Annotated in this window: 23 protein-coding genes; 7 read left to right on the top strand and 16 right to left on the bottom strand. The window is 67.5% G+C overall.

What is annotated here, in order from left to right:
* Positions 1–21 precede the first annotated feature (21 nt).
* Positions 22–846: an SDR family NAD(P)-dependent oxidoreductase gene (locus tag ACFC0O_RS41000; protein ID WP_375967631.1), complete on the top strand. Its 825-nt coding sequence runs from the start codon at positions 22–24 to the stop codon at positions 844–846.
* A 53-nt stretch (positions 847–899) separates the two neighbouring features.
* Here ACFC0O_RS41000 and ACFC0O_RS40995 read toward each other — a convergent pair whose 3' ends face one another.
* The 3 genes from ACFC0O_RS40995 to ACFC0O_RS40985 form a co-directional block, all read right to left on the bottom strand.
* On the bottom strand, positions 900–1,613 hold the full coding sequence (locus ACFC0O_RS40995) for an HAD family hydrolase (protein ID WP_375967630.1): 714 nt from the start codon (positions 1,611–1,613) through the stop codon (positions 900–902).
* Positions 1,610–2,485 (bottom strand): putative protein N(5)-glutamine methyltransferase, encoded by an 876-nt coding sequence (locus tag ACFC0O_RS40990; protein WP_375967628.1) that lies wholly within the window; start codon positions 2,483–2,485, stop codon positions 1,610–1,612. The genes ACFC0O_RS40995 and ACFC0O_RS40990 overlap by 4 nt, the downstream gene beginning before the upstream one ends.
* Before the next feature lie 74 nt (positions 2,486–2,559).
* On the bottom strand, positions 2,560–3,420 hold the full coding sequence (locus tag ACFC0O_RS40985) for a YdcF family protein (RefSeq protein ID WP_364633849.1): 861 nt from the start codon (positions 3,418–3,420) through the stop codon (positions 2,560–2,562).
* 288 nt (positions 3,421–3,708) lie between these two features.
* Here ACFC0O_RS40985 and ACFC0O_RS40980 point away from each other — a divergent pair, with 288 nt between their 5' ends.
* Positions 3,709–4,557, top strand: a complete 849-nt coding sequence (locus tag ACFC0O_RS40980; protein WP_375967627.1) for a bifunctional 5,10-methylenetetrahydrofolate dehydrogenase/5,10-methenyltetrahydrofolate cyclohydrolase — start codon at positions 3,709–3,711, stop codon at positions 4,555–4,557.
* Between the two features lie 54 nt (positions 4,558–4,611).
* Here ACFC0O_RS40980 and ACFC0O_RS40975 read toward each other — a convergent pair whose 3' ends face one another.
* Positions 4,612–5,361 carry a L,D-transpeptidase family protein gene (locus ACFC0O_RS40975; protein ID WP_375967625.1) on the bottom strand — a complete coding sequence of 250 codons (750 nt, stop codon included), beginning with the start codon at positions 5,359–5,361 and terminating at the stop codon, positions 4,612–4,614.
* A 130-nt stretch (positions 5,362–5,491) separates the two neighbouring features.
* Positions 5,492–6,142, bottom strand: coding sequence for a cyclodeaminase/cyclohydrolase family protein (locus ACFC0O_RS40970; protein ID WP_375967623.1), 651 nt, complete (start codon positions 6,140–6,142; stop codon positions 5,492–5,494).
* A gap of 155 nt (positions 6,143–6,297) precedes the next feature.
* Here ACFC0O_RS40970 and ACFC0O_RS40965 point away from each other — a divergent pair, with 155 nt between their 5' ends.
* A complete protein-coding gene (locus ACFC0O_RS40965; RefSeq protein ID WP_375967621.1) occupies positions 6,298–7,338 on the top strand; it encodes an LLM class F420-dependent oxidoreductase in 1,041 nt (346 codons plus the stop codon).
* Between the two features lie 99 nt (positions 7,339–7,437).
* On the opposite strand, the gene ACFC0O_RS40960 is transcribed toward ACFC0O_RS40965, so the two are convergent.
* From ACFC0O_RS40960 to ACFC0O_RS40925, 8 genes are all read right to left on the bottom strand, one after another.
* Entirely contained in the window at positions 7,438–7,773 is a 336-nt protein-coding gene (locus ACFC0O_RS40960; protein WP_375967783.1) for an STAS domain-containing protein, read from the bottom strand.
* A gap of 191 nt (positions 7,774–7,964) precedes the next feature.
* The gene (locus ACFC0O_RS40955; RefSeq protein WP_375967619.1) at positions 7,965–10,265 is read right to left on the bottom strand and encodes a SpoIIE family protein phosphatase; all 2,301 of its coding nucleotides are present in this window, start codon (positions 10,263–10,265) and stop codon (positions 7,965–7,967) included.
* Complete coding sequence (locus ACFC0O_RS40950; protein WP_375967617.1) at positions 10,262–10,918, bottom strand: SpoIIE family protein phosphatase; 657 nt, start codon at positions 10,916–10,918, stop codon at positions 10,262–10,264. The genes ACFC0O_RS40955 and ACFC0O_RS40950 overlap by 4 nt, the downstream gene beginning before the upstream one ends.
* Positions 10,911–11,324, bottom strand: coding sequence for an ATP-binding protein (locus tag ACFC0O_RS40945; protein WP_364633863.1), 414 nt, complete (start codon positions 11,322–11,324; stop codon positions 10,911–10,913). The genes ACFC0O_RS40950 and ACFC0O_RS40945 overlap by 8 nt, the downstream gene beginning before the upstream one ends.
* Positions 11,314–11,703, bottom strand: a complete 390-nt coding sequence (locus ACFC0O_RS40940; protein WP_364633865.1) for an STAS domain-containing protein — start codon at positions 11,701–11,703, stop codon at positions 11,314–11,316. Before ACFC0O_RS40940 ends, ACFC0O_RS40945 begins: the two co-directional genes overlap by 11 nt.
* Before the next feature lie 15 nt (positions 11,704–11,718).
* Positions 11,719–12,615: an STAS domain-containing protein gene (locus tag ACFC0O_RS40935; RefSeq protein WP_364633867.1), complete on the bottom strand. Its 897-nt coding sequence runs from the start codon at positions 12,613–12,615 to the stop codon at positions 11,719–11,721.
* 182 nt (positions 12,616–12,797) lie between these two features.
* Positions 12,798–13,301, bottom strand: coding sequence for a MarR family winged helix-turn-helix transcriptional regulator (locus tag ACFC0O_RS40930; protein WP_364633869.1), 504 nt, complete (start codon positions 13,299–13,301; stop codon positions 12,798–12,800).
* Positions 13,302–13,439: 138 nt separating this feature from the next.
* Positions 13,440–14,300, bottom strand: a complete 861-nt coding sequence (locus ACFC0O_RS40925; RefSeq protein WP_375967614.1) for a helix-turn-helix domain-containing protein — start codon at positions 14,298–14,300, stop codon at positions 13,440–13,442.
* A 281-nt stretch (positions 14,301–14,581) separates the two neighbouring features.
* Here ACFC0O_RS40925 and ACFC0O_RS40920 point away from each other — a divergent pair, with 281 nt between their 5' ends.
* From ACFC0O_RS40920 to ACFC0O_RS40910, 3 genes are all read left to right on the top strand, one after another.
* Positions 14,582–16,258 (top strand): fumarate hydratase, encoded by a 1,677-nt coding sequence (locus tag ACFC0O_RS40920; protein ID WP_375967613.1) that lies wholly within the window; start codon positions 14,582–14,584, stop codon positions 16,256–16,258.
* A gap of 251 nt (positions 16,259–16,509) precedes the next feature.
* Positions 16,510–16,932: a M15 family metallopeptidase gene (locus tag ACFC0O_RS40915; protein ID WP_364635988.1), complete on the top strand. Its 423-nt coding sequence runs from the start codon at positions 16,510–16,512 to the stop codon at positions 16,930–16,932.
* Between the two features lie 99 nt (positions 16,933–17,031).
* Entirely contained in the window at positions 17,032–17,310 is a 279-nt protein-coding gene (locus tag ACFC0O_RS40910; RefSeq protein ID WP_364633875.1) for a hypothetical protein, read from the top strand.
* 23 nt (positions 17,311–17,333) lie between these two features.
* Here the strand turns inward: ACFC0O_RS40910 and ACFC0O_RS40905 are convergent, their stop codons facing one another.
* Positions 17,334–21,179 carry an NACHT and WD repeat domain-containing protein gene (locus ACFC0O_RS40905; RefSeq protein ID WP_375967612.1) on the bottom strand — a complete coding sequence of 1,282 codons (3,846 nt, stop codon included), beginning with the start codon at positions 21,177–21,179 and terminating at the stop codon, positions 17,334–17,336.
* 105 nt (positions 21,180–21,284) lie between these two features.
* Positions 21,285–22,013 carry a VWA domain-containing protein gene (locus ACFC0O_RS40900; RefSeq protein ID WP_375967611.1) on the bottom strand — a complete coding sequence of 243 codons (729 nt, stop codon included), beginning with the start codon at positions 22,011–22,013 and terminating at the stop codon, positions 21,285–21,287.
* A gap of 297 nt (positions 22,014–22,310) precedes the next feature.
* Between ACFC0O_RS40900 and ACFC0O_RS40895 the strand changes: the two genes are divergently transcribed.
* Positions 22,311–23,702, top strand: coding sequence for a metallophosphoesterase (locus tag ACFC0O_RS40895; RefSeq protein WP_375967610.1), 1,392 nt, complete (start codon positions 22,311–22,313; stop codon positions 23,700–23,702).
* A 150-nt stretch (positions 23,703–23,852) separates the two neighbouring features.
* On the opposite strand, the gene ACFC0O_RS40890 is transcribed toward ACFC0O_RS40895, so the two are convergent.
* Positions 23,853–25,031 carry a hypothetical protein gene (locus ACFC0O_RS40890; RefSeq protein ID WP_375967608.1) on the bottom strand — a complete coding sequence of 393 codons (1,179 nt, stop codon included), beginning with the start codon at positions 25,029–25,031 and terminating at the stop codon, positions 23,853–23,855.
* Positions 25,032–25,141: the final 110 nt, after the last annotated feature.

The raw sequence follows: 25,141 nt of genomic DNA, 5'->3' as shown, positions 1-25,141 counted from the left end.
AGACAAAGGGGTACCGGGGTAATGAAAGACGTTGCGGGCAAAAAGGTTCTGGTCACGGGCGCGGCCATGGGCCTGGGCAAATCGTTCGCCGAGCGCGCGGTGCGCGAACGGGCCGCCGATGTGGTGCTGTGGGATATCAACGCCGAGGCGCTCAAGCAGACCGCCACCGAACTGGCGGCGTTGGGCGGCAGCCGGATTCACCACTATGTGGTCGACGTCTCCGATCGCGACGCCATCGCCGAATCCGGGGCGGCGGTGCGCAATGAGGTCGGCGATATCGATGTGCTCATCAACAACGCGGGCATCGTGCGCGGCAACGGATACTTCTGGGAGACCGAGAACCGCGGCGATATCGAGAAGACCGTCGCCATCAATTCCCTTGCGCCCATGTACATCACGCTGGAATTCCTGCCCGCCATGGTCAACGGCACCGGTGACGCGCGGGTGCTGAACATCGCGTCCTCGGCGGCGCTGGTCGCCAATCCGCGCATGAGCGTGTACGCGGGCTCCAAGTGGGCGGCACTGGGCTGGTCGGATTCGGTGCGACTGGAACTGGAGCAGTCCGGCAATACGCATGTGAAGGTGACCACGGTCTGCCCGACCTACATCAACACCGGAATGTTCGACGGCGCCAAGGGTTTCCTGTTCACCCCGATCCTGGAACAGGACGAGGTGGTGAACACCTCCTGGGAGGAAATGAAGAAGGGCTCCCCGCTGGTGGTGCTGCCCTGGACCTCGCGCCTGAACCGCGCCATCTCCGGGCTGCTACCGCTCAAGGTGCGCGACTTCTATCTCAACTCCGTCGGCGTCTACCACTCCATGGACGAATTCACCGGCCGCAAATAGCTTTTCGGCACGATGTCGCGCCGCCGGACCCGGTGTCCGGCGGCACGCTCATCTCAGTGCGAGTCGAAGTGCCCGAAGGTCGTCGCGCTCAATTCGGAAAGCGACGGGATCACGGTGACGCCGTCGCGATGCGCCACACCGCGCGCCGTGCGATCGAGCCAGTAGGCGCGCAGGCCCGCATCGCGCGCGCCGATGCCGTCGGTGTCGAAGCGATCGCCGACGTAGGCGACCTGGTCCGGCGGCAGGCCGATCATCGCGCAGCCCGCCAGGAAAATGCTCGGATCCGGTTTGGCCGCACCGAATTCCGCCGAGCACAGCACGGCATTGCCGAAGTGCTCGTGCAATCCCACGGCCTCGAGCTTGCCCTGCTGATGCGCCCGCGACGAATTGGACACCACCCCGAGCGCGACCTGCCCGGACAGTCCGCGCAGCGTCGGCGGCACATCGGGGAAGGCCGCCCACGCGGTATCGCGCCGCGCGGCATAGCGTGCGAACCACGCCACCGGATCCCGCTCCTTCACCCCGATATGGGACAGAAAGCGCTTGGTCCGCAATTGCTGTTGCCCAGTGAAAGTGAGCTCACCCGCCAGGAATCGCGGATACTCCTCCTCTTCGAGCGCCCGCCACAGCAGCACCGCCTCCTCGGGCGAGAGGAAGTAATCCAGCAGATCCTCCGCCCGCAAATGCCGCAGCAGACCGACCCGGGCCGTCGCCGAATAGTCGATGAGCGTGTCGTCGATATCGAACAGAATCCCGCGAATACTCATGCGGCCGCGCCCGATAGCGCGGGCCGGGTGCCGATGACCACGGTCGCGCCGAGTTCGTCATCCTCGGCGATGCGGGCGTGCAGACCATGGTCGCGCATGAGCTGAACGGCGCGCGGAGCCTGTGCCTCGCTCTCCTCGACCAGCAGATGCCCGCCCGGTGCCAGCCAGTCGGTGGCGACCGCCGCGATGCGGCGCAGCACGTCCAGGCCGTCCGCGCCGCCGTCCAGGGCCACGCGCGGTTCGTGATCGCGGGCCTCGGGCGGCATGGAGGCAATGGCCGCGGACGGCACGTACGGGGTGTTCGCCAGCAGGATGCGCACTCGCCCGCGGAGTTCGGTCGGCACGGGCGTGAAGAGGTCACCCTCGACGACTCGTGCGCCGAGCGGCGCGAGATTGGTTCGCGCGCACGCCACGGCGGCGGGCTCGATATCGGTCGCGGTCAAGTCGACCCGAATGCCTTCGGCCGCAGCCTCGATCGCGAAGGCCATGCCCAATGCGCCACTACCGCAGCACATATCGAGTACGGTCATCGGCTCACTGCTGCTCAGGGTGACATCCTTCGTTTCGTCGTTTCGATCGGCACTCTCGGTTCGAATCATCGCGCGCCCCAAGGCGATTGCCTGTTCGACCAGGAATCCGGTGCGCTGCCGGGGCACGAACACATTCGGCGCGACCGCGACCCGGAGTCCTCGGAATTCGGCCCAGCCCAGCAGATGTTCCAGCGGGAAGCCCGCGATCCGGCGCTCGACCAGCGTTTCCAGCTGTTCGTCATCGGTGGCCGCCGCGATCAGCAGCGCCGCCTCGTCCTCCGCGAAAACGCACCCCGCCGTCCGCAGACGAGCGATAAGGGTATCGATTCCGGTAGTGCTCACCGCGCAATTGTGCCCGTTCCGACCTGCGCGGTTCCCACGCGGGTCGAAACGGGCACGGTGCGGAGCTCGGCGGATCAGCGCTCGACGGGCAGCAGCATGGTGCGGGTGGCGTCGAGGTAGATGCCGCGCTGGCTGTTCTTGGCGGGCGGGGGGAGCTGGGAGACGAGCTGCTCCAGGGAGGTGGTGGCACCGACGACGGGGATGCCCGCGACGATGAAATCGGCCACCGCGCGGCGGATGTGATTGGGGGAGGTGACCACGATCGCGCTGGTCGCGCCCGCCTTGCGGAGCATATCCGCGCCGTAGAGCGCGTTCTGCACGGTCGAGCCCGCGCGGTGGTCGGCGATGATGCGGGCGGCGGGGATGCCGTGGCCGATCAGCCAGCCCTGCATGGCCGCGGCCTCGGTGATGCCGTTCTGCGGGTTGCCGCCGGTGACCAGGATCGGGGACATGGGCGAGGCGATGGCCTGCAGCCAGGCCGCCTGCAACCGGTTCACCAGTTCGGGGCGCATGCTGCCGTCGGGCAGCAGACCGTAGCCCAGCACGGCGATGCCGGTGCTCGGTCCGGCGATGGCCGGAATCGGATTGGGCAGCGTGCCCACGGCCGCGCCGATGGCGTGGAAGAGGTTGCGGGTGCGGTCCGCGAGCTGCGGGTCGACGCCCTGCAGCCGGTTCAGCGCCACCTCACGGGTGAGCAGATCGCCCGTGTAATCGGACCAAATGGCTTGCAGCGCAAGCGCTTGCGCGTCATCGGGGGATTCGGCGAGCAGGTTCCGCAGGTCCGCGAGTCCCGCGCCGGCGTCACCGTCGGTGAAATTGTCCTGTGCGGAGTTGTAGAGCGGGCCGGGGTCGGCGTGGGCGATGCCCGGGCCGAACAGGGTCAGGGCGGCTGCCGCCGCCGCGAGAACTGTAGGAAAACGCCTGGCGATCTGCACTGCTGTCGACCTTTCCGAAAGAGGGTCACGCATGCTTGCTGGGTTATCTACTCACTTTGCTGACTGGTGGCTCGGTACCGATTGGGGACACAATACGGCTGACCACAGCCGTTGTCGGGTATTTGCCGAAGTGATTTTCGTGGGTTTGACGGTCACCACGGGCGGGAACACGCGCGTGTCGCGGACGCGCGCCCGCGCGTGTGATCGCGCACTGCGGCCCGGGTGCCGAGTCCATCGGGCGTGCGCGGGTTACCGGGCGGCATCGCCCGGGCGATAGGGTGTACTTCCGTGGACACGACTTCGCTCATCGGCAAGGAACTCGCCGCCGCCATCAATGCCGACACCAAGGCCCGCGCCGCCGCGCTCACCGAGAACGGGGCCCCGGCTCGCCTGGCACTGGTGATCGCCAATGACGATCCGGCCAGCACCTGGTACGTGAAGTCGCTCAATCGCGCCGCCGAGCGCAATGGAATCACTTGTGAGAACGTCGATCTCGGTGTCGAGGCGACCGCCGAGGAGATTCGCGCCAAGCTCACCGAACTGTCCGCCGACCCGTCCGTGGACGCGATCATGCTGCAGACGCCGCTGCCCAAGGGCGTCGGTCTCGATGATGTGAGCCTGGCGATCGCCGCGGCCAAGGATGTGGACGGCGTCAGCCCGCTCTCGCTGGGCCTGCTCGCCTCCGGCCTGCCGGGCTTCCCGCCCGCCACCTCCGAGGCGGTCGTGGAGCTCGCCAAGTTCCACGGCATTCCGCTGGAAGGCCGCCTGGTGGCGGTGATCGGCCGCTCCAATATCGTCGGTAAGCCGCTGGCTCAGCTGCTACTGGCCGAGAATGCCACCGTCACGGTCGCGCACTCCCGTACCGCCGATCTCCCGGCCGTGACCTCGGCCGCCGATATCGTCGTCGCCGCGGTCGGCCGCGCGGGCCTGGTCACCGCCGAGCACATTCGGGACGGCGCGACGGTCATCGACGTCGGCACCAATGAGGATGAGAACGGCGGAATCACCGGCGATGTGAATGCCGAATCCGTCACCGGCAAGGCAGCTGCCCTGAGCCCGGTTCCCGGTGGCGTCGGTCCCGTCACCACGGCCCTGCTCATGCGTCATGTCGTCCAGGCCGCCGAATCCGCACGCTGATCATTCGTTCGCGTCAGGAGGTGTGGGGGCGTGCCCCCACACCTGTTCCTCCCACTACCAGTGGACGGTGACGGGGTCGCCGAGCGAGACATTGTCGTAGTACCACTCGGCGTCGGCCGGTGCGAGGTTGATGCACCCGTGGCTGACGTTCGAGTTGCCCTGTGAATCCACCGACCACGGGGCGGAGTGTACGTAAACGCCTCCCCACGTGAGCCTTTCGGCGAATTCACCTTGAATCAGATAGCCCTGCGGATCGCTCAGCGGAATGCCGATGGTGCGCGAATCGAAGGTCACCGAACGATCGTGCGACAGCACCGGGAAGGTGCCCGTCGGGGTCTCCCAGCCGGGTTTGCCCATCGAGGCCGGCATGGTGCGCACCGGTACCCCGCCGATGGAGACGGTGAAGGTGTGCGCGGACATATCCGCGTCCGCCGTTGTGCCGCCGTTGGTTTCGAACTGGGTGTGCAGGCGACTCACCGACACCGTGATAGGCGATGAGGTGGGCAGGTACGCGGCCGGAGTCCAGGTCAACTGTCGGTCGTCTACCCAGGAGAAGTGCCCGGCGAGGGAGGTGTCGGCGCGAACGCTCATGGCCTGTTCGGCGCGAGCGCGGTCGGCGACGGGTTCGGCGAAGCGCACCCTGACCGGTGCGGCTATCCCGACAGTTTCACCGGGCCCCGGCGTAATCGCCTGCACCGCCGGGAGATTGGGTGAGACACCCACCGCCCCCGCGGCTCCGGAGCCGAATGCGGCTGCTGCCGCGAGTGTCGATGCGACGAACAGAAGGCGCAATGCTTTCCGCATGGGTCCATCCCTTCGAAAGGGTGTGGTCTGGAGGCTCAGCCTATGACCTGATCATCCCATTCTTCCGGAAATGTTCCCGCTTCGTGACCTAGTTTGCGGCGTGGGAAGTTGGAAACGCCTGATCGAGGGGCTATTTGGTGATCGAGAGCACTACGTCGTTATGCAGCGCCTCGGCGCGCGCGATGATCTCCTCGATCTGGGTGAGCACCGGAGCGAACTCCGCGCCCGCCCCGGCGTCGAGCGAGGCCACATTGATGGCGATATTGAGCTGCGAACTTGCCGCGGCCGCGCGCGCGGCATCGGCGGCCGCGCCGATATCGGTGACCACGTTCGGATTGCCGATGGGCAGCAATTCGCTTGCGAGCGAGACGACTTCGTCGGCGGCGGCCACCACGGCGGCCGGTACCCGCGCCGCGCCCAGCAGGGCGGCGGTGATGGCCTCGGCGCGCGCGGCCTGCTCCTCGCCGGACTCCTTGGGCAGTTTATAGGCCGCGCCGACCGCGGTGAAGGCGGCGGCATCGGCATCGGCCAGCGCCAGCGCGCGATCACGGGCGATATCGGCCGCCACGATGATGCGATCGATGACCGGCCGGTTCTCGGCGTCCTTGGCGCGGGTGGTGTAGCGCGCCACCATGGCGACCAGCGCGGCCCCCTGCGCGGCGTGCAGCGCGGCCACCGCGCCGCCACCCGGCGCGGGCACCTTGGCGGCCAGCTCATCCAGGTAGCCCTGCAGGGTCGAGTCACCGAAGCTGGTGCCGGTCTGCGCGGCGTCCTGAGTCATGAGGAATGGCCTCCTTGAGAGTGCGTGTGATCGAGCGAGATTCGCCGCTAACGGTACCGGTGCGCGGTGGCTCGGCCGTCGCTGGGCCGTCCGCCGGGTTCGTCCGGACCCGGCCCGTGTGAGCGGGCATCGGGCAGATCGGTAAGGTCCGGGTCATGCGTATCGGTCTATCGATCAACTACACGGACGGCTTCAAAGAGGTAGCCGCCGAGGTCGCCGACCTCGAACGGGCGGGCCTGGATATCGTCTTCGTGCCTGAGGCGTACTCGTTCGACGCGGTGAGCGCGCTCGGCTATCTGGCCGCCAAGACCGAACGGGTGCAGCTCGCGTCGGGCATTCTGCAGCTGTACACCCGCACGCCCACGCTGACGGCCATGACGGCCGCGGGTCTGGATTACGTCTCGGACGGCCGGTTCATTCTGGGTCTGGGCGCGTCCGGCCCGCAGGTGATCGAGGGCTTCCACGGTGTGCCCTATGACGCGCCGATCGGCCGCACCCGCGAGGCGCTGGAGATCTGCCGCAAGGTGTGGAAGCGCGAACGCCTGGAGTACCAGGGCAAGTACTACAACATTCCGCTGCCCGAGGGGCAGGGCACCGGGCTGGGCAAGCCGCTCAAGCTGATCAATCACCCTGTGCGCGAGAACATTCCGGTGCTGCTCGCGGCGCTGGGCCCGAAGAACGTGGAGCTCGCCGCCGAACTCGCCGAGGGCTGGCAGCCGATCTTCTTCCTGCCGGAGAAGGCCGATGACATCTGGGGCGATTCGCTCAAAGCCGGTCTGGCCAAGCGTGATCCGTCCCTGGGCAAGCTCGAGGTGTTCGCCGGGCCCGCGCTCGCCATCGGCGATGACGTGGAGCCGCTGCGCGAATTCGTGAAGCCGCATCTGGCGCTGTACATCGGCGGTATGGGCGCCAAGGGCAAGAACTTCTATCACACCCTGGCCACCAAGTACGGCTACGGCGCCGAGGCCGATCGCATCCAGGAACTGTTCCTGCAGGGCAAAAAGGATGAGGCCGCCAAGGCGGTGCCGGATGATCTGGTGCGCGATGTCTGCCTGATCGGTTCGGCCGGTTTCGTGAAGGAGCGCGTGGCCGCGTTCCGCGAGGCCGGGGTGACCGCGCTCAATGTGGTGCCGCTGGCCGCCACGCCCGCCGATCGGGTCAAGCTGATCGAGCAGCTGCGCGCCATCTGCGACTGATTCCGTACCGACCCCGTACCAGAGCTGAGCCCCGCCGCGACCGTCGCGGCGGGGCTCGATTCGTCTGTGCCCGAACTCGATTCTCGAATGTGCCGGAGCTCAGTTCTCGCCGAGCGCGGTGAGCGCCTGGTCCAGCGTGGAGTGCAGTGCGAACACCTGATCCAGATTGGTCATCTTCAATTGGCGGCTGGTTGCGGGCCCATCGGCGACGACGGCGATACGGGTACCGCCCGCGCGCTGATGGGCGGCAACCAGGGCGGCCATGCCCGCGGAGGCCAGGAAGCTGACCTCGGACAGATCGATGACGAGCGCGCCGGGTTTACCGGACAGTGTCGAATCGATCGCGTTCTCGAGTGCGGGCGCAGTCGCCAGGTCGACCTCACCGATCACCGCGAGGACCGTGGCGCCGTCGTGCACGGTGACCGTGGTGGTCATCGTCTCGCCGGGGGGATACGCGTCTCCGGAGTTAGTGGTCACGTTGGAACAATCTGCCATGATCCGTCCAATCATGTTGCATCGTCTGCGACATCGGTTTCGTTTCAGTTGCCGGATGATCGCGAAATACCCAGCTACCGCACCGTTTCTGCTTGGTCAGGAAGGCAATGGCGCATATGTGCCTTCCATGTTCACACGCGACTGGCCGCCGAGAAAGCGACTGCGGGCAAACGGGAGATCATGCGGACCCGGGTGCCGGGTCCGGCGTGATCGATCTCCAGCTCATCGGTGAGGGCGCGCATCATGGCGATACCGCGGCCGCGATGGCCGGGATCCGAAGGTTGCGGCCGCCAGATACCGGTATCGGTGATGATGAGAGTGACTGCGTCGAGCCCACATTCGGCGGTCAGCTCGACGCGTCCGGAGTCGCCGTTGAGGTAGGCGTGTTCGATGCTGTTGCTCAGTGCCTCATTGGCGGCCGCGATGAGATCGCCCGCCCTGTCATGCGGAATCGCGGCGGCGGCCAGCCAGGATTTGAGTTCGCGGCGCATACGGGACAATTCGCTCGGGGTTGCGGGCACGTCCAGACGCAGCGGTTTGGGCGGCTGGCGGTAGACCACCAGCGCGACGTCATCGTCGTAGCCGCCCGCCGGGCGGAGCCGGGACAGCACCGAATCGGCCACCTCGCGCGGCAATTGTCCAGCGACGCCGGTCAATTCGTCGGCGAGCTCGACGAAGCGATCATCGATATCGACACCGCGCTGTTCGACCAGGCCGTCGGTGAACAGCACCAGGGTGGAGCCGGGGGCCAGTGCGGTGGTGGCCTCGGGACGGCGCGGCGGATCGAAGGTGGCCAGCGGCACCGCCCGCCCGCCTTCGAGAAGCCTTCCGCGCGTACCGGGTTCGGCCAGCACCGGCGGCATATGCCCGGCACTGGAATAGCGCACCAGACCGCGCACGGGATCCAGGATGGCGGCGCATACGGTGGTGCACATGGCGCCGGGAATGCGGGCGGCGACGGTGTCCAGTTCGGCGAGCAACTGCGCCGGTCCGGCCCCGCGTAGCAGCAATGCGCGTGCGGCGGTGCGCAATTGGCCCATGACGACGGCGGCGGACAGCCCTCGTCCGACACAGTCGCCGACCACCACGCCCATGGTGCCGTCCGCCAGGCGCACCACGTCGTACCAGTCGCCGCCGATTTCCAATGGCGGCAGGGCGGGTTCGTAATGCACCGAGAAGCGCGGCGGCAATTCGATCGGGCCGAGCATGGCGCGCTGTAGCGTCAGCGAGGTCGAGCGCGCCTGATCGAAGTTGCGCGCCCGCTGCACCGCCAGGCTCAAATGCCCCACCAGCAGCGAGAACAGCGCCCAATCCTCGGGGGCGATGGCACGAGGCGTGGCGAATCGCAGCCACAGCGCCGAATCCCCGGCCTCGCCGAGCGGGGCGACAATGCCCTCCGAACTCGACGCGCCCTCGGGAATCGCGAACATGGTGCGGCCGGGCCGCAGTCGCGCCCGATCCAGCAGGGCGCGGGCGCGGGCATCGAGCACCTGCCGGGATTCCCTGCCGCCCAGCGGAATCGGATTCGCGCTCGCACCGGACCGCAATGCGATACCGCCGGCGGCGACCGTCTCCAACTGCGGATTGTCCTCGGAGACATAGAGTTCCGGACCGGTGTGGCGATTCGGCCAGACCGATACCACCGCGGATTCCGCGCCGACCGCCCTGCGCAATTCCTCCAGGCCGACGGTGAGCACCTCGACCACGCTGGTGGCCGCGCCGACCGCGGTGGCCAGCCGCGAGACCGCCTGATCGCGGGCCTGGGCGTCGTGTTCGGCGGTCACATCGCGAATGGTGCCGACGAAAATGCGTTCGCCGTTCTCGGGTTTCACCAGTGAACTGGTGGAGACGGCCAGCCAGAGGCGGCGGCCGTCGCGATGGCGAATCGGCATGACGAAGCGCGCGGCGTCGGTGCCCAGATCCGGATAGCGCGGCGCTTCGGCCACGGTCCACGGATGGGGGAGCGGATAGGGCACGCCATCGGGGCCGTACCCGGTGAGCGCGCCGAAGGCCGTATTGACCTCCACCAGCGTGCCATCCGCGTCCACCACGAAGAAACCGTCCTGCAGCGATTCCACCAGCGCGGTGCGGAAGGCGTCGCGGCCCGCGAGATCGTCCGCGCGCGAACGCTGTTGCTCGTACCGGCGGGTGCCGTCCAGGAAGCCGCGGGTGGCCACGTCCAGCGCGGCCATGGTCTGCAACAGGAATTCCAGTGCGGCCTCGGCGCGTTCGTCATCGCTGACCGGGGCCATGCCCTGCTCTTCCAGAATGCGGAAGTGATGTTCGGTGAGATCGAGAATGCTCACGCCCTCGACCAGCGCGCGCCGCCCGAGTTCATAGCCCTCGGCCAGGGTGTTCTGATTGGGTGCGCGCAGATGCAGCCGCAGCGCACCGGTGTACGCGTCGCGGAAGGCCGCCAGCGCCGAACTCATGCGTGGTGCTCCGGTGGTGAGTGCAGGGATCGCACCGTATGCCCGCGATGGCGGGCCGCGAGCACGATCGCGTCGTCGGTGTCCTTGGCGTGCCGCGCCAGAATATCGGCGGTGATCTCGGAAGTCGGCTTGGCCAAATCGATTCCGTCGGAGTAGTCGCTGGTGATTCCGTCGGTGGACATGAGCAGTAGATCGCCGGGCCGGATCGGCACGGTCTGCGATTGCAGATTCGGCGGCAGCAGATAGCCGACGATGCCGCCGGACAGCAGGGCCGCCGCGCGAATCGCCGGTTTACCGGGAGCCGCCGCGACAATGCGGGATTCGACATTGCCGACACCGAGCCAGGTCAGTCGATCACCGGCGTCGAAGAGCGCCAGCGATACCGCCGCGCCGCGGGTGTCGGACATGGCGCGATGACACAGCAGAATCAGCACATCCAAAGGCTCGGCGCGGTTTTCGGACAGCACCTGGGCCGCGCGATCGGCCGCGTCCGCCGCCGCCGCGCCGTGCCCGAGTCCGTCCAGGACCGCGAAAAGCACTGAGCCGCCGCCCGCGTCGAGAATGACGGAGCGGTCCCCGGACACGCGTTGCCCGGGGAGGGCACGCCCGGCGACGGCCCATTCGACCGTGCCGATGAACCCGTCCTCACGCATTGCGCGGCACCCACTTCCACATCTCCACGAGCGTGCCGTGCCCGGGTTTGGAGGTGATGACGAGGCCGTCCATCAGCCGGCGCGCACCCGGAAGACCAAGTCCCAGACCGCGTCCGGTGGAATAGCCGTCTTCCAGCGCGCGATCGATATCGATGATTCCCGGCCCCTGATCCTGGGCCTGCACCACCATCGAGCGGCGGCCTTCCCGTTCGCCGACCGCGAGCCTGATCTCGCCGGTGCCCGCATAACTGGTGATATTGCGCGCCACTTCGGAGATCGCGGTGGCGATCATGGTGCGATCGGATAGCGAGAAGCCGAGAGTGCTTGCCAGCTCCAGCCCCGCCTGCCGAGCGGTCACGATGTCGTTGGACACCTTCACCGCGATCACCATGACTTCAGCGGCCACGATCACGACCGTCTCGCTGGCCCCGATTACTGATCTTGTGGTTGAGCCAGGCCAGCCCTTCCTCCAGATCCAGTGCGGTATGCATACCTTCGAAGGTGAGGCCGAGTTGCACCATCGCGAAAGCGACCTCGGGTTGCAGACCGACGATGACCGTCTCCGCGCCGCGCAGCTTGGTCATGTGGGCGATGGTACGCAGTGATCTCGCGGCAAAGGAGTCCATTACGTCGATTGCGGTGACATCGACGATGATGCCCTGTGCTCGATACTTACTGACGTATTTCATCAGATCGTCTTGCAGGCGTTCGGTATCGGCGTCGGTGAGTGCGGACTGCACCGACGCGATCAGATAGGTGCCTTGCTTCAGAATGGGTACCGGCATGGGCCCTGTCCCGGGTTACCGTCCGTCGCGGTCAGCGGGGACACGCGACACTTCGTAGCCCAGGAGCCGCTCGGCCTCTTCGATACCACCCTGGAGGTCGCCGACCGCGTTCATCTTCGACAGATCCAGGCCGATGGTGACCAGGGTGAGCGCGATCTCCGAGGACAGACCGGTGATGATCACGTTCGCGCCCATCAGGCCGGACGCGTCCACGGTCTGCACCAGGTGGTTGGCGACCGTGGAGTCGATCGCGGGGACACCGGTGATATCGATGACGACGACCTTGGCGCGGTTGGCGCGGATCGCGCGCAGCAGCTGTTCGGTGAGCTGGCGTGCCCGCTGGGAGTCCAGCACGCCGATGATGGGCAGGATGAGCAGCTGCTCGCGCACCTGCAACACCGGGGTGGAGAGTTCGCGAATCGCCTCCTGCTGCTGGCGGATAACGCGCTCGCGCTCCTGCACGAAGGACACGGCCACGGTGTTGGCGATGCGGTTGGCAGCCGGTTCGTACGCGTCCAGCACCCGCTTGAGCAATTCGAAGTCGGTCTGATACTTCTCGAAGAGGCTGCGGGCCAGCACATCTCGCAGCAGTAGCACGATGCCGACGACCTCGTCGGTTTCGACGCCTCGCGGGATGATGCGTTCGGACAGATCACGCGCGTAGGCCTGCAGCGCTTCGACGCTACCGGTCTCGAGCACCTCGACGTAGTTGTCGTAGACCGAGGTCGCTTCGGAGAAGATCTCCTCCGGGGTCATGGCGGTCAGCAGCTGGGCATCGGTGATGCGACGGGCCCACTCCTCGCGCAGTTCGGTGCGGTTCTGCCGCAGGTGTTCGACGAGCTGCGGGAGCAGGTTGTCGACAGAACCCGCGGGCTGCGAATCCGCCGAAAGGCTTATGGACACGTCGGACATGAAAACTCCTGCCCCTTTCGCTAAGGCCAGGTCGGGGTGCACACACTCGAGTCAACTAGCGCGGCGGTCGTTTGCCGACCATGCGCTCGGTGCCGACCGCCGTCGGAAGCCGGTGCCGAGCCTAGTCTTACCCACTACCCCCCGTGTGCCAAACCAAACGCCGGTCGACGGGTATTTTTCGCTCAGATGGGGTTCCTCGTATCGGGTCTTCGGTGGTGCGCCAATAAGGTGTCGTAGATATCGGCCAGCGCGGTGAGCTGCCCGCTGTCCAGCACATCGATCATGTGCCGCCGCACGCTTTCCACATGTGCGGGCGCGGCTCCGGCCAGTACCTGCTCGCCCTTGGCGGTGAGTACAGCGGCGGTGCGCCGGGCATCGTCGGGAATCGATTCGCGGGCCACCAGCCCGCGCTTCTCCATCCGGGTGATCTGATGCGAGAGCCTGCTCTGCGACCATTCCAGCACCCCGGCCAGTTCGGCGAAGCTGCGCCGATGGTCCTGTGCGTCGGCCAGCCGGGCCAGTACCGTGTATTCGACATAGGTCAGATTGGATTCGCGCAGCGAATCCCGCCCGACCGCGGCGGCGATGAGGTCGCGGGTGAACACGAATCCCAGCCACGCACGCGTCTCGACATCGTCGAGCCAACGGGTTTCGGTCACGATTCCACTCCCGGTGTCTGCTGCCATGCTAGATCCTCCCCGCCGCCGACAAGCGCATCATCACAGGTAACACCCCCCGACTTGAAGGTGCAACCTGTGCGGATTCGCACAATCCGCACCGGTATTCACACAAATCCGCACTCGGACATCGCGTCTCGGGCATCGCTAGCCCGCCCCGGGGCCGGGTTGTGCACCCGGCTCGGGTACCGCGCGACGGAGTTCGCCGATTCGCTCGATGCCCGCTCGCGGGGCCGCGGCGAGCATGGCCAGCCGGTCCGCGGTGCGCAGATACGGTTCGGTGTCCGCGGGCAGATCCCGGCAGATCGCCCCGGACAGCTGTTGCGTGCGCACCAATTCGTGCAGCCGGAAATTCCGGAATCGGAGGTATGTAAAGGATTCGCCGGTTCGTGCGGGTCCGCACGCGGCGTCGTCGAGCAGTTGTACCGTCACGTGGGGGAGTTCGGCGAGCATGAGTAGATGATCGATCTGCCTGTGCCACAGCGTCGTATCGACGACGGGCCGCAGTAGCGCGGTCTTCTCGACGACGAGCCAGACCGTGGGCGGATGCCGGTCGAAGAGCATCTCCTGGCTGCGCATGCGCAACTCCAGTACCGCGGCCACATCGTCCTCGCACAGCTCTTCCCGGGACATGCGCAGCGCCGCGTCCGCGTACTCGCGGGTCTGCAGCAGCGCCGGAATGACCCCGTGCTCATAGCCGCGGACGAGTTGCAGCGGCACGTCACCGAGCAGTGCGTCCAGTCCGGAGTCGGCGTCCGTATCGTCATAATCCGGCCAGCTCGGGCCGTTCACCCGCTGTGCCCAGGTCAGATAGCGCTGCCGGGCGGCGGCGGGGACGCCGTAGAGGTCGAGCAGGACCGCGGCGTCGTCCTCATGCCAGTGGGTGCGCCCCGATTCGAGGCGGCTGATCTTGGAGGCGTCGGCGTGGATGGCCCTACCCGCGGTCCGCTGGGTGATATCGCCGGCTTCGCGTAGTCGCCGGAAGCGGTCGCCCAGGATGGCGGGCAAAGGCCTTCGCCTGCTGATGGTTTGGTGTCGATCGGTGTTCTCGGCTCGGCGTTCCCGAGCCCCGCGTGGAATAGCCACGGACCGAGTCTGACAGCGCGACGCGGGCCGGGAAACGGTCTCAGCAAACTTCGTGTGTGCAAATGCAAGTGCAAATGCGATCCCACGGGCGATATTTCCGGTTAGGACTGCCTGCGCGGAGGCGGTACCGGGGCGGTGGATAAAGTCTCTGTGCTTGAACCGTCGGCTGGACAGCCCCCAGCCCTGCTCGAGGAGTGCGAACCTTGACCGCGCCTGATTTCCTGTATTCGGATCTGCTGCCGATCGGTGCCGATGAGACGCCGTATCGGTTGCTGACGACCGAGGGGGTCAGCACGTTCGAGGTGAACGGGCGCACCTTCCTGCAGGTGGAGCCCGAGGTGCTGCGCATGCTGACCGCGGAGGCGATGCATGACATCAGCCACTACCTGCGGCCCGCGCACCTGGCACAGCTTCGCAAGATCATCGACGATCCGGAGTCCAGCGGTAACGACCGGTTCGTGGCGCTGGACCTGCTCAAGAACGTGAACATCTCCGCGGGCGGAATCCTGCCCATGTGCCAGGACACCGGCACCGCCATCGTGATGGGTAAGAAGTCCGAGGGCGTGCTCACCGGCGCGGATGACGCGGAGTGGATCTCGCGTGGTGTGTTCGACGCCTACACCAAGCTGAACCTGCGCTACTCCCAGCTCGCGCCCATCAATATGTGGGATGAGAAGAACACCGGCAACAACCTGCCCGCGCAGGTCGAGTTGTATTCGGCCGCAGGCGATCCCGCCAAGCCCTCGTACAAGTTCCTGTACATGGCCAAGGGCGGCGGTTCGGCCAACAAGTCCTTCCTGTTCCAGGAGACCAAGGCGATCCTGAACCCGGATCGCATGCTGGAATTCCTGGACGAGAAGATCCGCTCGCTCGGCACCGCGGCCTGCCCGCCCTACCACCTGGCGGTCGTCATCGGCGGCACCAGCGCCGAATTCGCTTTGAAGACAGCGAAATACGCCTCCGCGCACTATCTGGACAATATGCCGACCGAGGGCTCGATGTCCGCGCACGGCTTCCGCGATCTGGAACTCGAGGAGCAGGTCTTCAAGCTGACCCAGTCCTTCGGGATCGGCGCGCAGTTCGGCGGTAAGTACTTCTGCCATGACGTGCGCGTCATCCGCCTGCCCCGGCACGGCGCGTCGCTGCCGGTCGCCATCGCGGTGTCCTGTTCGGCGGATCGCCAGGCGCTGGCCAAGATCACCCCCGAGGGCGTGTTCCTGGAGCAGCTCGAGCGGGAACCGGCGCAGTACCTTCCGGAGCAGACCGATGCCATCCTGGGCGGTGACGTGGTCAAGATCGACCTGAACCGGCCGATGTCCGAGATCCGCGACGAACTGTCCAAATACCCTGTGAAGACCCGGCTTTCGCTGACCGGCCCGCTGGTCGTTGCGCGCGATATCGCGCACGCCAAGATCAAGGAGCGCCTGGACGCGGGCGAGCCGATGCCGCAGTACATGCGCGATATGGCCGTGTACTACGCCGGTCCGGCCAAGACCCCCGACGGGTACGCCTCGGGGTCGTTCGGCCCGACCACCGCCGGTCGGATGGACTCCTACGTCGATCAGTTCCAGGCTGCGGGTGGCTCACATGTCATGCTGGCCAAGGGCAATCGTTCCGCGCAGGTCACCAAGGCGTGCAACGCACACGGCGGCTTCTATCTCGGCTCGATCGGCGGACCCGCGGCGCGACTCGCCCTCGACTGCATCAAATCCGTCGAAGTTCTCGAATACCCTGAGCTCGGCATGGAAGCCGTCTGGAAGATCGAGGTCGAGGATTTCCCGGCCTTCATCGTGGTCGATGACAAGGGCAACGACTTCTTCGCCGAAACCTCCAAGCCGATCGCGCTGCGTGTCCGCGAGCGGTCCAAGGAACGAATCTGAACGAGGAAGAGGGCCGTATGCGCGCTGAGCGCCGCGACGACAATCCGGTATGCGAGCCGGAAAAGCTTGCATTCCGGGCGAATCCGGCAATCAGCCGCGGTACCCGCAGAGCCGCCGCGGTCTCGCTGATCGCGGGGGCGGGCCTGTTCGTCGCGGGTCTGCCGTCCGCATCGCCGTCCGCGCATGCCGCGCCCGCGATCGCCGCGCCCGGGGAGATCATCGATCTGCCCGCGAGTCCGCTGCCGGGGAATGTGTTCGGCGTACCCCCGCTGCCGTCCGCCTCGGCCATCTCCGCCGAAACCGAGGGCCTGGACCCACTGCTGGCCTCGGCGTACTCCTCGGCCGCCGCACAGGCGCGCGAGGAGGGCGTGACCATCTGGATCACCTCCGGCTACCGCTCGCCTGCCGAACAGCAGGCCATGTGGGAGGACGGAATTCGCACCTACGGCAGTCCGGAGGCGGCCCGCCAGTGGGTGCTCCCGCCCGAGGAATCCACGCACGTCTCCGGCCAGGCCATCGATGTCGGCCCGCGCGCGGGCGCGCAATGGCTCGAGGACAATGGCAATCGCTGGGGGCTGTGCCGCACGTACGACAATGAGTGGTGGCACTTCGAGTTGGTCACCGTGCCCGGAATGTCCTGCCCCGCACGACTACCCAATGCGAGCATGCGCTGAAAAGACCGGACACCCTGTTGTCCGCTCATTCACCGCTGTGCGCTCGCCGCTGATTCGGCATCCTGGGGTTCGGCACATTTCTAGCTACGGAGGCAATGGGTGGTCCGGCAACAGCAACATACGAGGCACGGCAGCATCGGCAGGCAACGTCCACCCGTTCGAGCCCACCGCCTCACCCATCCGGTCCGCACCCCGTACCCCACCGCTCGCGAATCGGTGATGGCCCCCGGCTGGTTGCTGTTCGAACTCCCCACCGCCGTGCTGCTGGCCATCTTCGTGGGCACCGGCTGGCTCGGCTACGCCCAGCACTCGGGCACTCCCGCCCAGCCGCGTCCGGCGGTGGTGGTCCCGGCCGACCATCCGATCCCGGGCCGCTGAACAACACCGGGACGCAGTCGATTTCACGCGCAGAGGCGGGGAAGCCGTTGTGCGGGAAAGTGATCGGCGAGGTCGGCGTTTATTCGTGAGCCGAGTAACGCGCACAGGCGGGTGACGGCGTGCCGCGGGTCGAGATCCCAGACCCGCAGTGCGCCATTGTCGCCGCCGCCGAACAGGTAGTTCGCCTTCGGATGGAAGGCGACGTGCCAAGGGCTGGCCGACGGCGGGGTCAGCGATTGGCCGTAGGGCACCGGATGCGCCGGATCGGCGAAATTCCAGAGCCGGACGGTGGAGTCGGTGCCGCCGGTGGCGAGCAGGCGGCCATCGGCGCTGAGATCCAGTGCGGTGACGGTGATCTCACTGGCCCGGAAGGGTTCGCCGATCGGTTCGATGTGCGCCGGATCGCTGATATCCCAGCGCCGCACCAGGCCGAAATCGCCCGCCGCGACGGCGATTCGATGATCGGGACTGATCGCGAGTCCCAAACCGCCACCGGACCAATCGGCCCCCGTTGCGCCCAGCGGTGGTCCCAGCTTGCGGATATCGGCGTCCCACAGCATCAGCTTGTCGGTCAACGCCGCGATCAGTTCGCCGTCCCGGGTCATCGACACCTGTGCGCCGGTCGAGGCGACCTTCGACGAGATCTGCACCTGCACGGGTAATCCCAGCGGCACCGGATGTGCCGGATCGGCGTAATTCCACGCCTGGAAGCTCGGCGGTGTCGCCGATATCGTGAGCAGCAGCGCCCGGTCCACGGCGAATCCCAGCCCGATGGCATTGGAAAACCGGTATCCCGCACGCGGTTTCGCGGGATCGGAGATATCGACGAGCGTCATCGCGCCGTCCATGACCAGACCGGCGAACTTACCGTCGGAGCTGAGCGAGGGCAGCGTGGTCACCGCCAGACCGGGCAGCCGGACATCGGGTGTGGGGATGGTCCCGGCCAATCGCACGGCCGCCGGATCGTGGATATCCCAGATATGCGCGTCCGCGCCGGGCGCGACGGTCAGCATGCGGGTGCCGTCGGCGCTGATCACCGGTCGTACCTGCCCGGCTTGGCCGCCGAGCACGGCGGGCGGCACCAGCCACTGCTGTACGGCCCCGTCCTCGAATCCGATGGCGAGCACCCGTCCGTCATGGCTGAATCGCAGGGCCCCCGGGATCGCGGTGCAGCGATGTTCGGCCGGTATCCGGGGACAGGCGGCCGCATTACCGGTGAGCAGTGGGCCCAGCGCCACCGGACGGGCCGGATCGGAGAGGTTCCACAGCCCGGTGCCGAAGGCGGTCAAGGTGGCCAGGGTGCGCCCGTCCGGGCTGAAGGCCATACCGAGCAGATAGGTCGCCGAGGACGCGGCGAAGGATGGGCCGACAGGCGTGGTGCGATCGACGCCGTCGACGCGGATGAGCCGCACCTCGCTGTCGACCGCCGCCGCGCTACCGGGCCGATCGTCGGCGATGGCGACGAGATTGCCCGCCGGGCTCGGCATCATTCGCAGATCGGCGGATTGCGCGAGCACCGTGCTGTTCGGAATGCCCTGTGCCGGAGCGGTATTCCAGGCCCGCAGGGTGCGCGTCTGCGCCGCGGCGTTGGGCGTCACCCGATCGACGGTCAGCAGGGTGCGGTCATCACTGACGAAGCCGAGGGTGGTCAGCCTGCCGTCGACGGGGAACCGGATCGGCAGGCGTGCGGGGCGGGCGGGATCGGTGAGGTCGTACAGATCGGCTCCGTGTTCATCGGCGACCGCGAGGGTGTGGCCGTCGTGTGCCAGCGCCAGGGCCGTGATCGGAGCGCCGGTATCGATGACGGCCGATACCCGCGATCGCGCCGGATCGGAGATATCGCGGATGCGCACGGTGTGGTCATCGCCGCCGGAGATCAGCAGCGTCCCGAGCGCGGCCAGTGCGGTCACGGTGCCGGTGTGATCGGTGATCGCCGGTCCTGCCGGGGTGACCGCGCCCGGACTCGCGGTATTCCAGAGCCGGATGGATCGATCGGCCCCAGCGGTCGCGAGTACATCCCCGCCCGCATACGCCAGCATCGACACCGGTCCGGTATCGGCGGTGAACGCGGCGACGGCGGGCAGGCTCTGGGTGCCGATCAGCCGGGATGCGACATCGAGATCGTCGGGTCGCAGTCCGGCGGCCAGGATGGCGAGTTCGGCGGAGAGGGTCGGATCGCTGCTCTGCACCCGGCTCGCCTCGCTGAGCACGTTCGCGAAGAATCCGGCGTCCTTCTCGCGGTTGGCGAGTCGGGTATTGGTGAAACCGGTCAGCGCCGCCACCAGCAGGACGGCCAGCGTGCCCGCGAGTCCGGCCTGCATCCAGATGCGCTGTCGCCGTGCGCGAATCGCGGCACCCAGGAATTCGCCGGTCTGCCCGGCCACGGTCCGGCCGTGCGCCCGCGCCCGGGTGAGCCGATCGCCCCGATACAGCAGCGCGCGCGTGCGTCCGGCGGAAACCCATTCCGCCGCATCGGTTTCGGCGCGCTGCCGGATGAGATGCCCGTCCCGGTCGGCGTCGATCCAGCCGCGCAGTTCGGGCCAGGCGTCGATCACGATCTCATGGGTGAGCGCGGCGGTATCGGTGTCGAGGGTGATCAGCCGGGCACTGGCCAGCTGTTCGAGCGCATCGGCCGCGGCGTCGGGATCATCGGTGTGGGTGAGCAATTCGGTGATCGGCAGGTGCCTGCGGGTATCGCGGGTGTCCTGCCCGACGGTGACCAGGCGCAGCAGGATGGATCTGGCGGCCTCCTGCCCGGCCGAATCCAGCCGGGTCCATGCCTCCTGGGCGGTCTGGGCGACCGAACCGGCGACACCGCCCGCTTCCCGGTAACTCGCCAGGGTGAGCCGGTTACCGTCCCCGCGCTGCCAGGTGACGGCCATGACGTGTGATAGCAGCGGGAGGGCCCCGGAACCGTCGGTATGGCCGCCGAGCCCGACCAGTTCGGCGCTGATCAATTCGACCAGGCCGCTCTCGATCTTGAGTCCGTGCGCGCGGGCGGGCCGGGTGATCGCCTCGGTGAGTTCGGTCGCCAGCATCGGGGCCAGCACGTACGCGCTGCGGCCCAGCGCATCGGCGAGTGCGGGATGATCCAGGCAGCGGGCGAAGAAGTCGGCGCGCAGCCCGAGCACCACGGTCGCGCCGGATTCCGCGCGCCGGGTGAGGGTTTCGATGAACTCGAGCTGTTCGGCAGCGGTCGCGGACTGGGTGAACAGCTCCTCGAACTGGTCGATGATCAGCGCGCTGTGCTCCGCCGGCAGATCCGCCATATCGGGTGGGGCACTCGGGGTTCCGGTGCGAACCGTCCAGTCCGGCCCGAGCCCGGGAATGAGCCCGGCGGCGAGCAGCGATGATTTGCCCGCGCCCGACGCGCCGACCAGGATGACGATCCCGCCGCCGGTATCACCGGTCTTTCGCACCAGCGCGACGAGTTCGGCCGAGGGCCGATCCCGCCCGAAGAACAGTGCGGCGTTCTCGGTGCGATAGGACTCCAGGCCGCGATACGGGCAATCCGAGACCGGCGTCCACGCCACCGCGCTCACCCAGAGTTGCCGCCAGCGGGTCGAATCCAGCAGTTGCGCCGGGACCGGTTCGGACTTCTGCTTGGTCATCTCGATGAGCACGAACAGCACCGGCCGCACCGATTCGAAGACCGCGGGCAGATTGCGGCCCTTGCGCCAATCGCTGATGCGCTGCACGGTGAGCCGTTTGGCGGTCTCGCCCCGGCTCGATCGCATGACCCGGTTGGCGGCGTCGGCGACGGCCTGCAGGGTCGGATTGCCCGCGTACCGCCAGAGACTGGTCAGCTGCTGTGCGAACACCTCGCGCGGTAGTTCGTTGCCGGGTAGCGGACCGGTGTCATCGGTCATGAGCCGATTGCCTCCCATTGTGCTGTGCCGGAGGCGTTCTCCGGCCCGAAGGAGTATGGAACGCGGGTCGGCGCGGTGCGCGGGGTGGTGCCTCGGCCGGTCGGCTCAGTCGGCCGAGTCGACGGGCAGTGGCGTCAATCCGGCCGCGGCCGGGACGATCAGCGATGCGGTTCCGCAGTGACCGGACGCGGCGGTACCGGTGATGTTCGCGGCGGTCGCGGTCATGGTGGCGGCGGTCTCGGCGATGCTCGCGGTGACGGTGTCCAGGATGCTCGCGGTGGCGACGACCGGATCGCGGTCTCGGGCGAAGAACGCGTACCGGGTCGAGACCGCGCCGATGGCCTGCCGGTCCGCCGCGCCCATCCCGAAGCTGACCACTTCCGCGCCGTGCGGATCGGCCGGATCGGTCAGCCGCTCCCAGTCGGCCCGCCAATCCGCGCCGGTGTCACCGCCGTCGCTGAGGAAGTAGACCACCGGGCGGGATACGCCGATCCCCGTGTCCCGTGCGCGGATTCCGTCCGCGAGGGTCGTGCGCGCCCGATGAAAGGCGGCCCGGAAATTGGTCGCGCCGCCCGCCTGGAGGAACGGAATGCGCGCCCGGGGGAGTTCGGTCAGCGGCAGGACGGTGTGCGCGTCGGAGGCGAACGCGATCAACGCCAACCGCACTCGCGTGCGCGCCCCGGGATCGGCCAGCAGTGCGCGCCGCACCCCGGGCAGCAGTCGATTCACCGCGTCGATCGGTGGTCCGTACATGGAGCCGGAGACGTCGATCAGCAGGCAGACCGGCAAGACCGGCGGCTCGATTCGAACGGGATGAGTGTATGCGCCCCCCACGGGTCACCTTTCGGCCGGGCGAAACCGGCGGTGCGGCAACGCGTCTGGAACTGCGTCGACGATAGATTCGGGGCCGGGTCAAGACGTGGCTTTCTTCCGCGCCGACGCCTTCGTGCGCAGGTCAGGGGGCTTGCCGGAATTTCCGGACCGGAATGATCACCGGGTATTCACTCGGACGCGGCGGGTGCGGCACAAATGTCCGGAGCTGGCGGCTGACCGGTCATGTGCGGTCATAGCTGCGTTCAATCGTTAACCGTACCGTCGGGTAATAGCAGTCGGCGGCGGACGGAGATGGTCGTGCTGGATCCGCGATTACGGACATTGTGGCTGGCCAATGCCGCCACGGGGGCGGCGGCGGTGGCGGTGCGGGCACAGCGCCCGGTGTTCGCCGGTTACGGGGCTCGGATACAACACAATTCGCTGACGGTGTCGGATCTCGAGGTAGTCACCGTCACCGATACGTCGGTGATCCTGACCTGGACCTCGCGCATTCGGAATCGGGCGGGGCGGTTACAGCCCGCGCCGGCCGATACCGAGGTGCGCCTCGGACCGGCGGACAGCCCGCTGCCGCTGCCGGTGCGGTGGCACGAATCCGGGCGCACCGCTTTCCATTACGCGGAGATCACCGGTCTGGAGCCCGGGCGGGAGTACTGCTTCGAGGCGTATTCGGACAGCTGCCGGGCCACGCCCGCGCGCACGCTCACCACCCGGCGTTCGGGCGCGCCCGAATCCACCGGCCGCGTCCGCACCCTCATCCCGCCGCCGGGGCGACTGCTGCGCACCATCGCGCTGGCGAACGATCTGCATCACGGCGAGGTGCGCAGCGGGCTGCTGCCGGGCGGGCTGGTCGAGGGGTTCGGCGATGACCGCTATCCGGAGTTCATGCTGGCGGCGGTGCTCGAGGAGTTACGCGAATCCGGCCGGGGCGCAGACCATCTCATCGCCGCGGGCGATCTGACCGATCACGGCACCGCGGCACAGTGCGCGGCCGTGCGCGCGCAGTTGGACACCTGGGGTGAGCTGGGGCGCGATTACTTCGTCTGCCGCGGCAACCACGATATGCCGCCCAAGGATGAAGCGGACCACTGGGGCGAGGTGTTCTATCCGTACCAGCAGCTCGGCGAATACGCTTTGGGCGGAATGCGTCTGGTGGGACTGGACACCACCCGGCCGCGGGTGCGCGGCGGCGGGGGCACCCTGGATTTCGCGCAGCTGGCGCATCTGCGCGATCTGCTGCACGCGGAACCGGATCGGCCGACGCTCGTATTCGGTCACCACCCGATCACGACGCACGCGGCGATAAGCAACCCGGGCGGACCGGGTTTCGTGCTCGACAGGGCCAATGCGGCGGCATTGCACACCCTCTACCGTTCGGCCCCGGGGGTTTTCCTGCATCACAGCGGGCATACGCATCGAAATCGCGTCACCCGGGCCGATTCCGGCGTACCGGTCGAATTCCTGGAAGTCGCCGCGGTGAAGGAGTACCCGGGCGGGTACATGCTGCTGCGCATCTACGAGGGCGGCTATATGGCCAACTTCTACAAGACGCGGTCCGAACAGGCGCGACGCTGGAGCACCCGGACCCGCAAGCAGTATCTGGGCCTGCATCCCGATCACGCGCTGGGCAGTCTGGCGGCCCGCAATCACGTTGTGCTGCGCGACTTCTCGGGACTCACCGGGGTGAGCTGAGCGGTCAGCGCGATCCGCTTCGCCGATCGCGCCGGGTGCTTCGGTCGGCTGCGCTGACGTCCGAATCACCCGGCGCGGCATGATCACCCGTGAAACCGCCGATACCGCCCGCAGCGCTGGCTACGGGCGGTGGCGGGTGCCGTACGGGTATCAGTCGACGTCGGTTCCCCCATTGCGGGCGCGGGCCGCGGCGCGAGCGCGACGGCGGGCGGCCTGGAGTTCGGCGAGTTCCTGTTCGAGGGTTTCCGCGATCCGGAACTGACCGGTGTCGTACACGTTCAGCGGCGGACCGCCGTCGCTGATGTCCGAATGCGTCTCGGCCTCGGCGGTTTTCGCCGATTTGGTGGCCGAGGTGCGCTCTTCCTTGCGCGGGGCGGGCTTGGGCTGCGGTTTGACCGGCACCGGATCCGGGGTGCTCTCCACCACCTGTGCGGCCTCGGCCTCGGGAGCAGCGGTCAGCGCCGGGGTGGGCGCGGCCATGGTCGGGGCGGCGCTGGGCCCGGTGGGCCGGGTCGGCCAGGTCACCATGCTCGGCAGGGTGCGGCGAATCGTCTCGGCCGGATCGGGGAGATCCCGGATCTGATCGGTGGCTCGGACGATGGCCAGACCGTACCGGGCGCTGGCGGCATTGTGGATGAGCAGCGCCACGCCGATCATCACCGGCGCGATGGCGTGCACCGAGACGTCGTACCAGCTACCGGTTTTCAGGTAGGGGTAGGTGTTCAGCGTGACCGTCAGGCCCAGCAGCGCCATCTCGGCCGCGACGACCTGCTTGGTGCTGTCGATGACACCCCACTCGGCGACCTTGTTGGTGCCGATCATGATGATCACGAGGCAGACGCTGATCATGCCTTCGAGCAGGTAGCTGAACCAGAACAGCGGATCCTTCGCACCACCGGGAGCGATATTGTGCTGCACGTTGACCGCGGACCACAGCATGCCCGCGGCGACCACACCCGCCAGCGCGCGCAGCGACCACGCGCGATGCTTGTACAGCGAAGCCAGCTTGGCGTGCGGGCTGGATTCGCGCCGCTGCGCGGCAATCGCCTTGCGGGCCATCAGCAAGTCCCGAATGTCGGCCTTCTCGATTTCTTCGGTGGTCTGCCGGGCGCGGTCAGCCGTGGCGGCCGCGGCCTCGACTTGCTTCAGGCGCTGGGCGCGATCTTCATCGCGAATGCGCTCGGCTAGCTCGCGCTCGGCGGAGAGTTCGTTCTCCGAGAGCGCCTCGGTGAGGGCGGGGTCGAACTGATAGGCCAGACGTCCGCGGGCCTTCTCGACCCGCCGTGCGAGGACGGAGACTTCGTCCTCCAGCGGATGTTCGATCGTCATCGGGTCCCCCGTCCCGGGAGTATCGATGGCTGACAGGTGAACTCGATAGGGATCGGCACGGAAAACATTTCTAGTCGATACACCGCCATTGGCGAAACTGTTGATTTGCC

It is taken from the genome of Nocardia sp. NPDC056100, assembly GCF_042266325.1.
In the GTDB taxonomy this organism is placed as follows: Bacteria; Actinomycetota; Actinomycetes; order Mycobacteriales; family Mycobacteriaceae; genus Nocardia.
This window is presented reverse-complemented; position numbering and strand designations above follow the sequence as displayed.

Bases quoted from the DNA above. Each gene is read 5' to 3' on its own strand.
- ACFC0O_RS41000 (WP_375967631.1), top strand. From the start codon at position 22: ATGAAAGACGTTGCGGGCAAAAAGGTTCTGGTCACGGGCGCGGCCATG.
- ACFC0O_RS40950 (WP_375967617.1), bottom strand. From the start codon at position 10,918: ATGCGTGAGGACGGGTTCATCGGCACGGTCGAATGGGCCGTCGCCGGG.
- ACFC0O_RS40970 (WP_375967623.1), bottom strand. From the start codon at position 6,142: ATGACTCAGGACGCCGCGCAGACCGGCACCAGCTTCGGTGACTCGACC.
- ACFC0O_RS40995 (WP_375967630.1), bottom strand. From the start codon at position 1,613: ATGAGTATTCGCGGGATTCTGTTCGATATCGACGACACGCTCATCGAC.
- ACFC0O_RS40905 (WP_375967612.1), bottom strand. From the start codon at position 21,179: ATGACCGATGACACCGGTCCGCTACCCGGCAACGAACTACCGCGCGAG.
- ACFC0O_RS40930 (WP_364633869.1), bottom strand. From the start codon at position 13,301: ATGGCAGCAGACACCGGGAGTGGAATCGTGACCGAAACCCGTTGGCTC.
- ACFC0O_RS40975 (WP_375967625.1), bottom strand. From the start codon at position 5,361: ATGCGGAAAGCATTGCGCCTTCTGTTCGTCGCATCGACACTCGCGGCA.
- ACFC0O_RS40955 (WP_375967619.1), bottom strand. From the start codon at position 10,265: ATGAGTTCGGCGCTGGCGGCCTTCCGCGACGCGTACACCGGTGCGCTG.
- ACFC0O_RS40940 (WP_364633865.1), bottom strand. From the start codon at position 11,703: ATGCCGGTACCCATTCTGAAGCAAGGCACCTATCTGATCGCGTCGGTG.
- ACFC0O_RS40890 (WP_375967608.1), bottom strand. From the start codon at position 25,031: ATGACGATCGAACATCCGCTGGAGGACGAAGTCTCCGTCCTCGCACGG.
- ACFC0O_RS40935 (WP_364633867.1), bottom strand. From the start codon at position 12,615: ATGTCCGACGTGTCCATAAGCCTTTCGGCGGATTCGCAGCCCGCGGGT.
- ACFC0O_RS40965 (WP_375967621.1), top strand. From the start codon at position 6,298: ATGCGTATCGGTCTATCGATCAACTACACGGACGGCTTCAAAGAGGTA.
- ACFC0O_RS40960 (WP_375967783.1), bottom strand. From the start codon at position 7,773: ATGACCACCACGGTCACCGTGCACGACGGCGCCACGGTCCTCGCGGTG.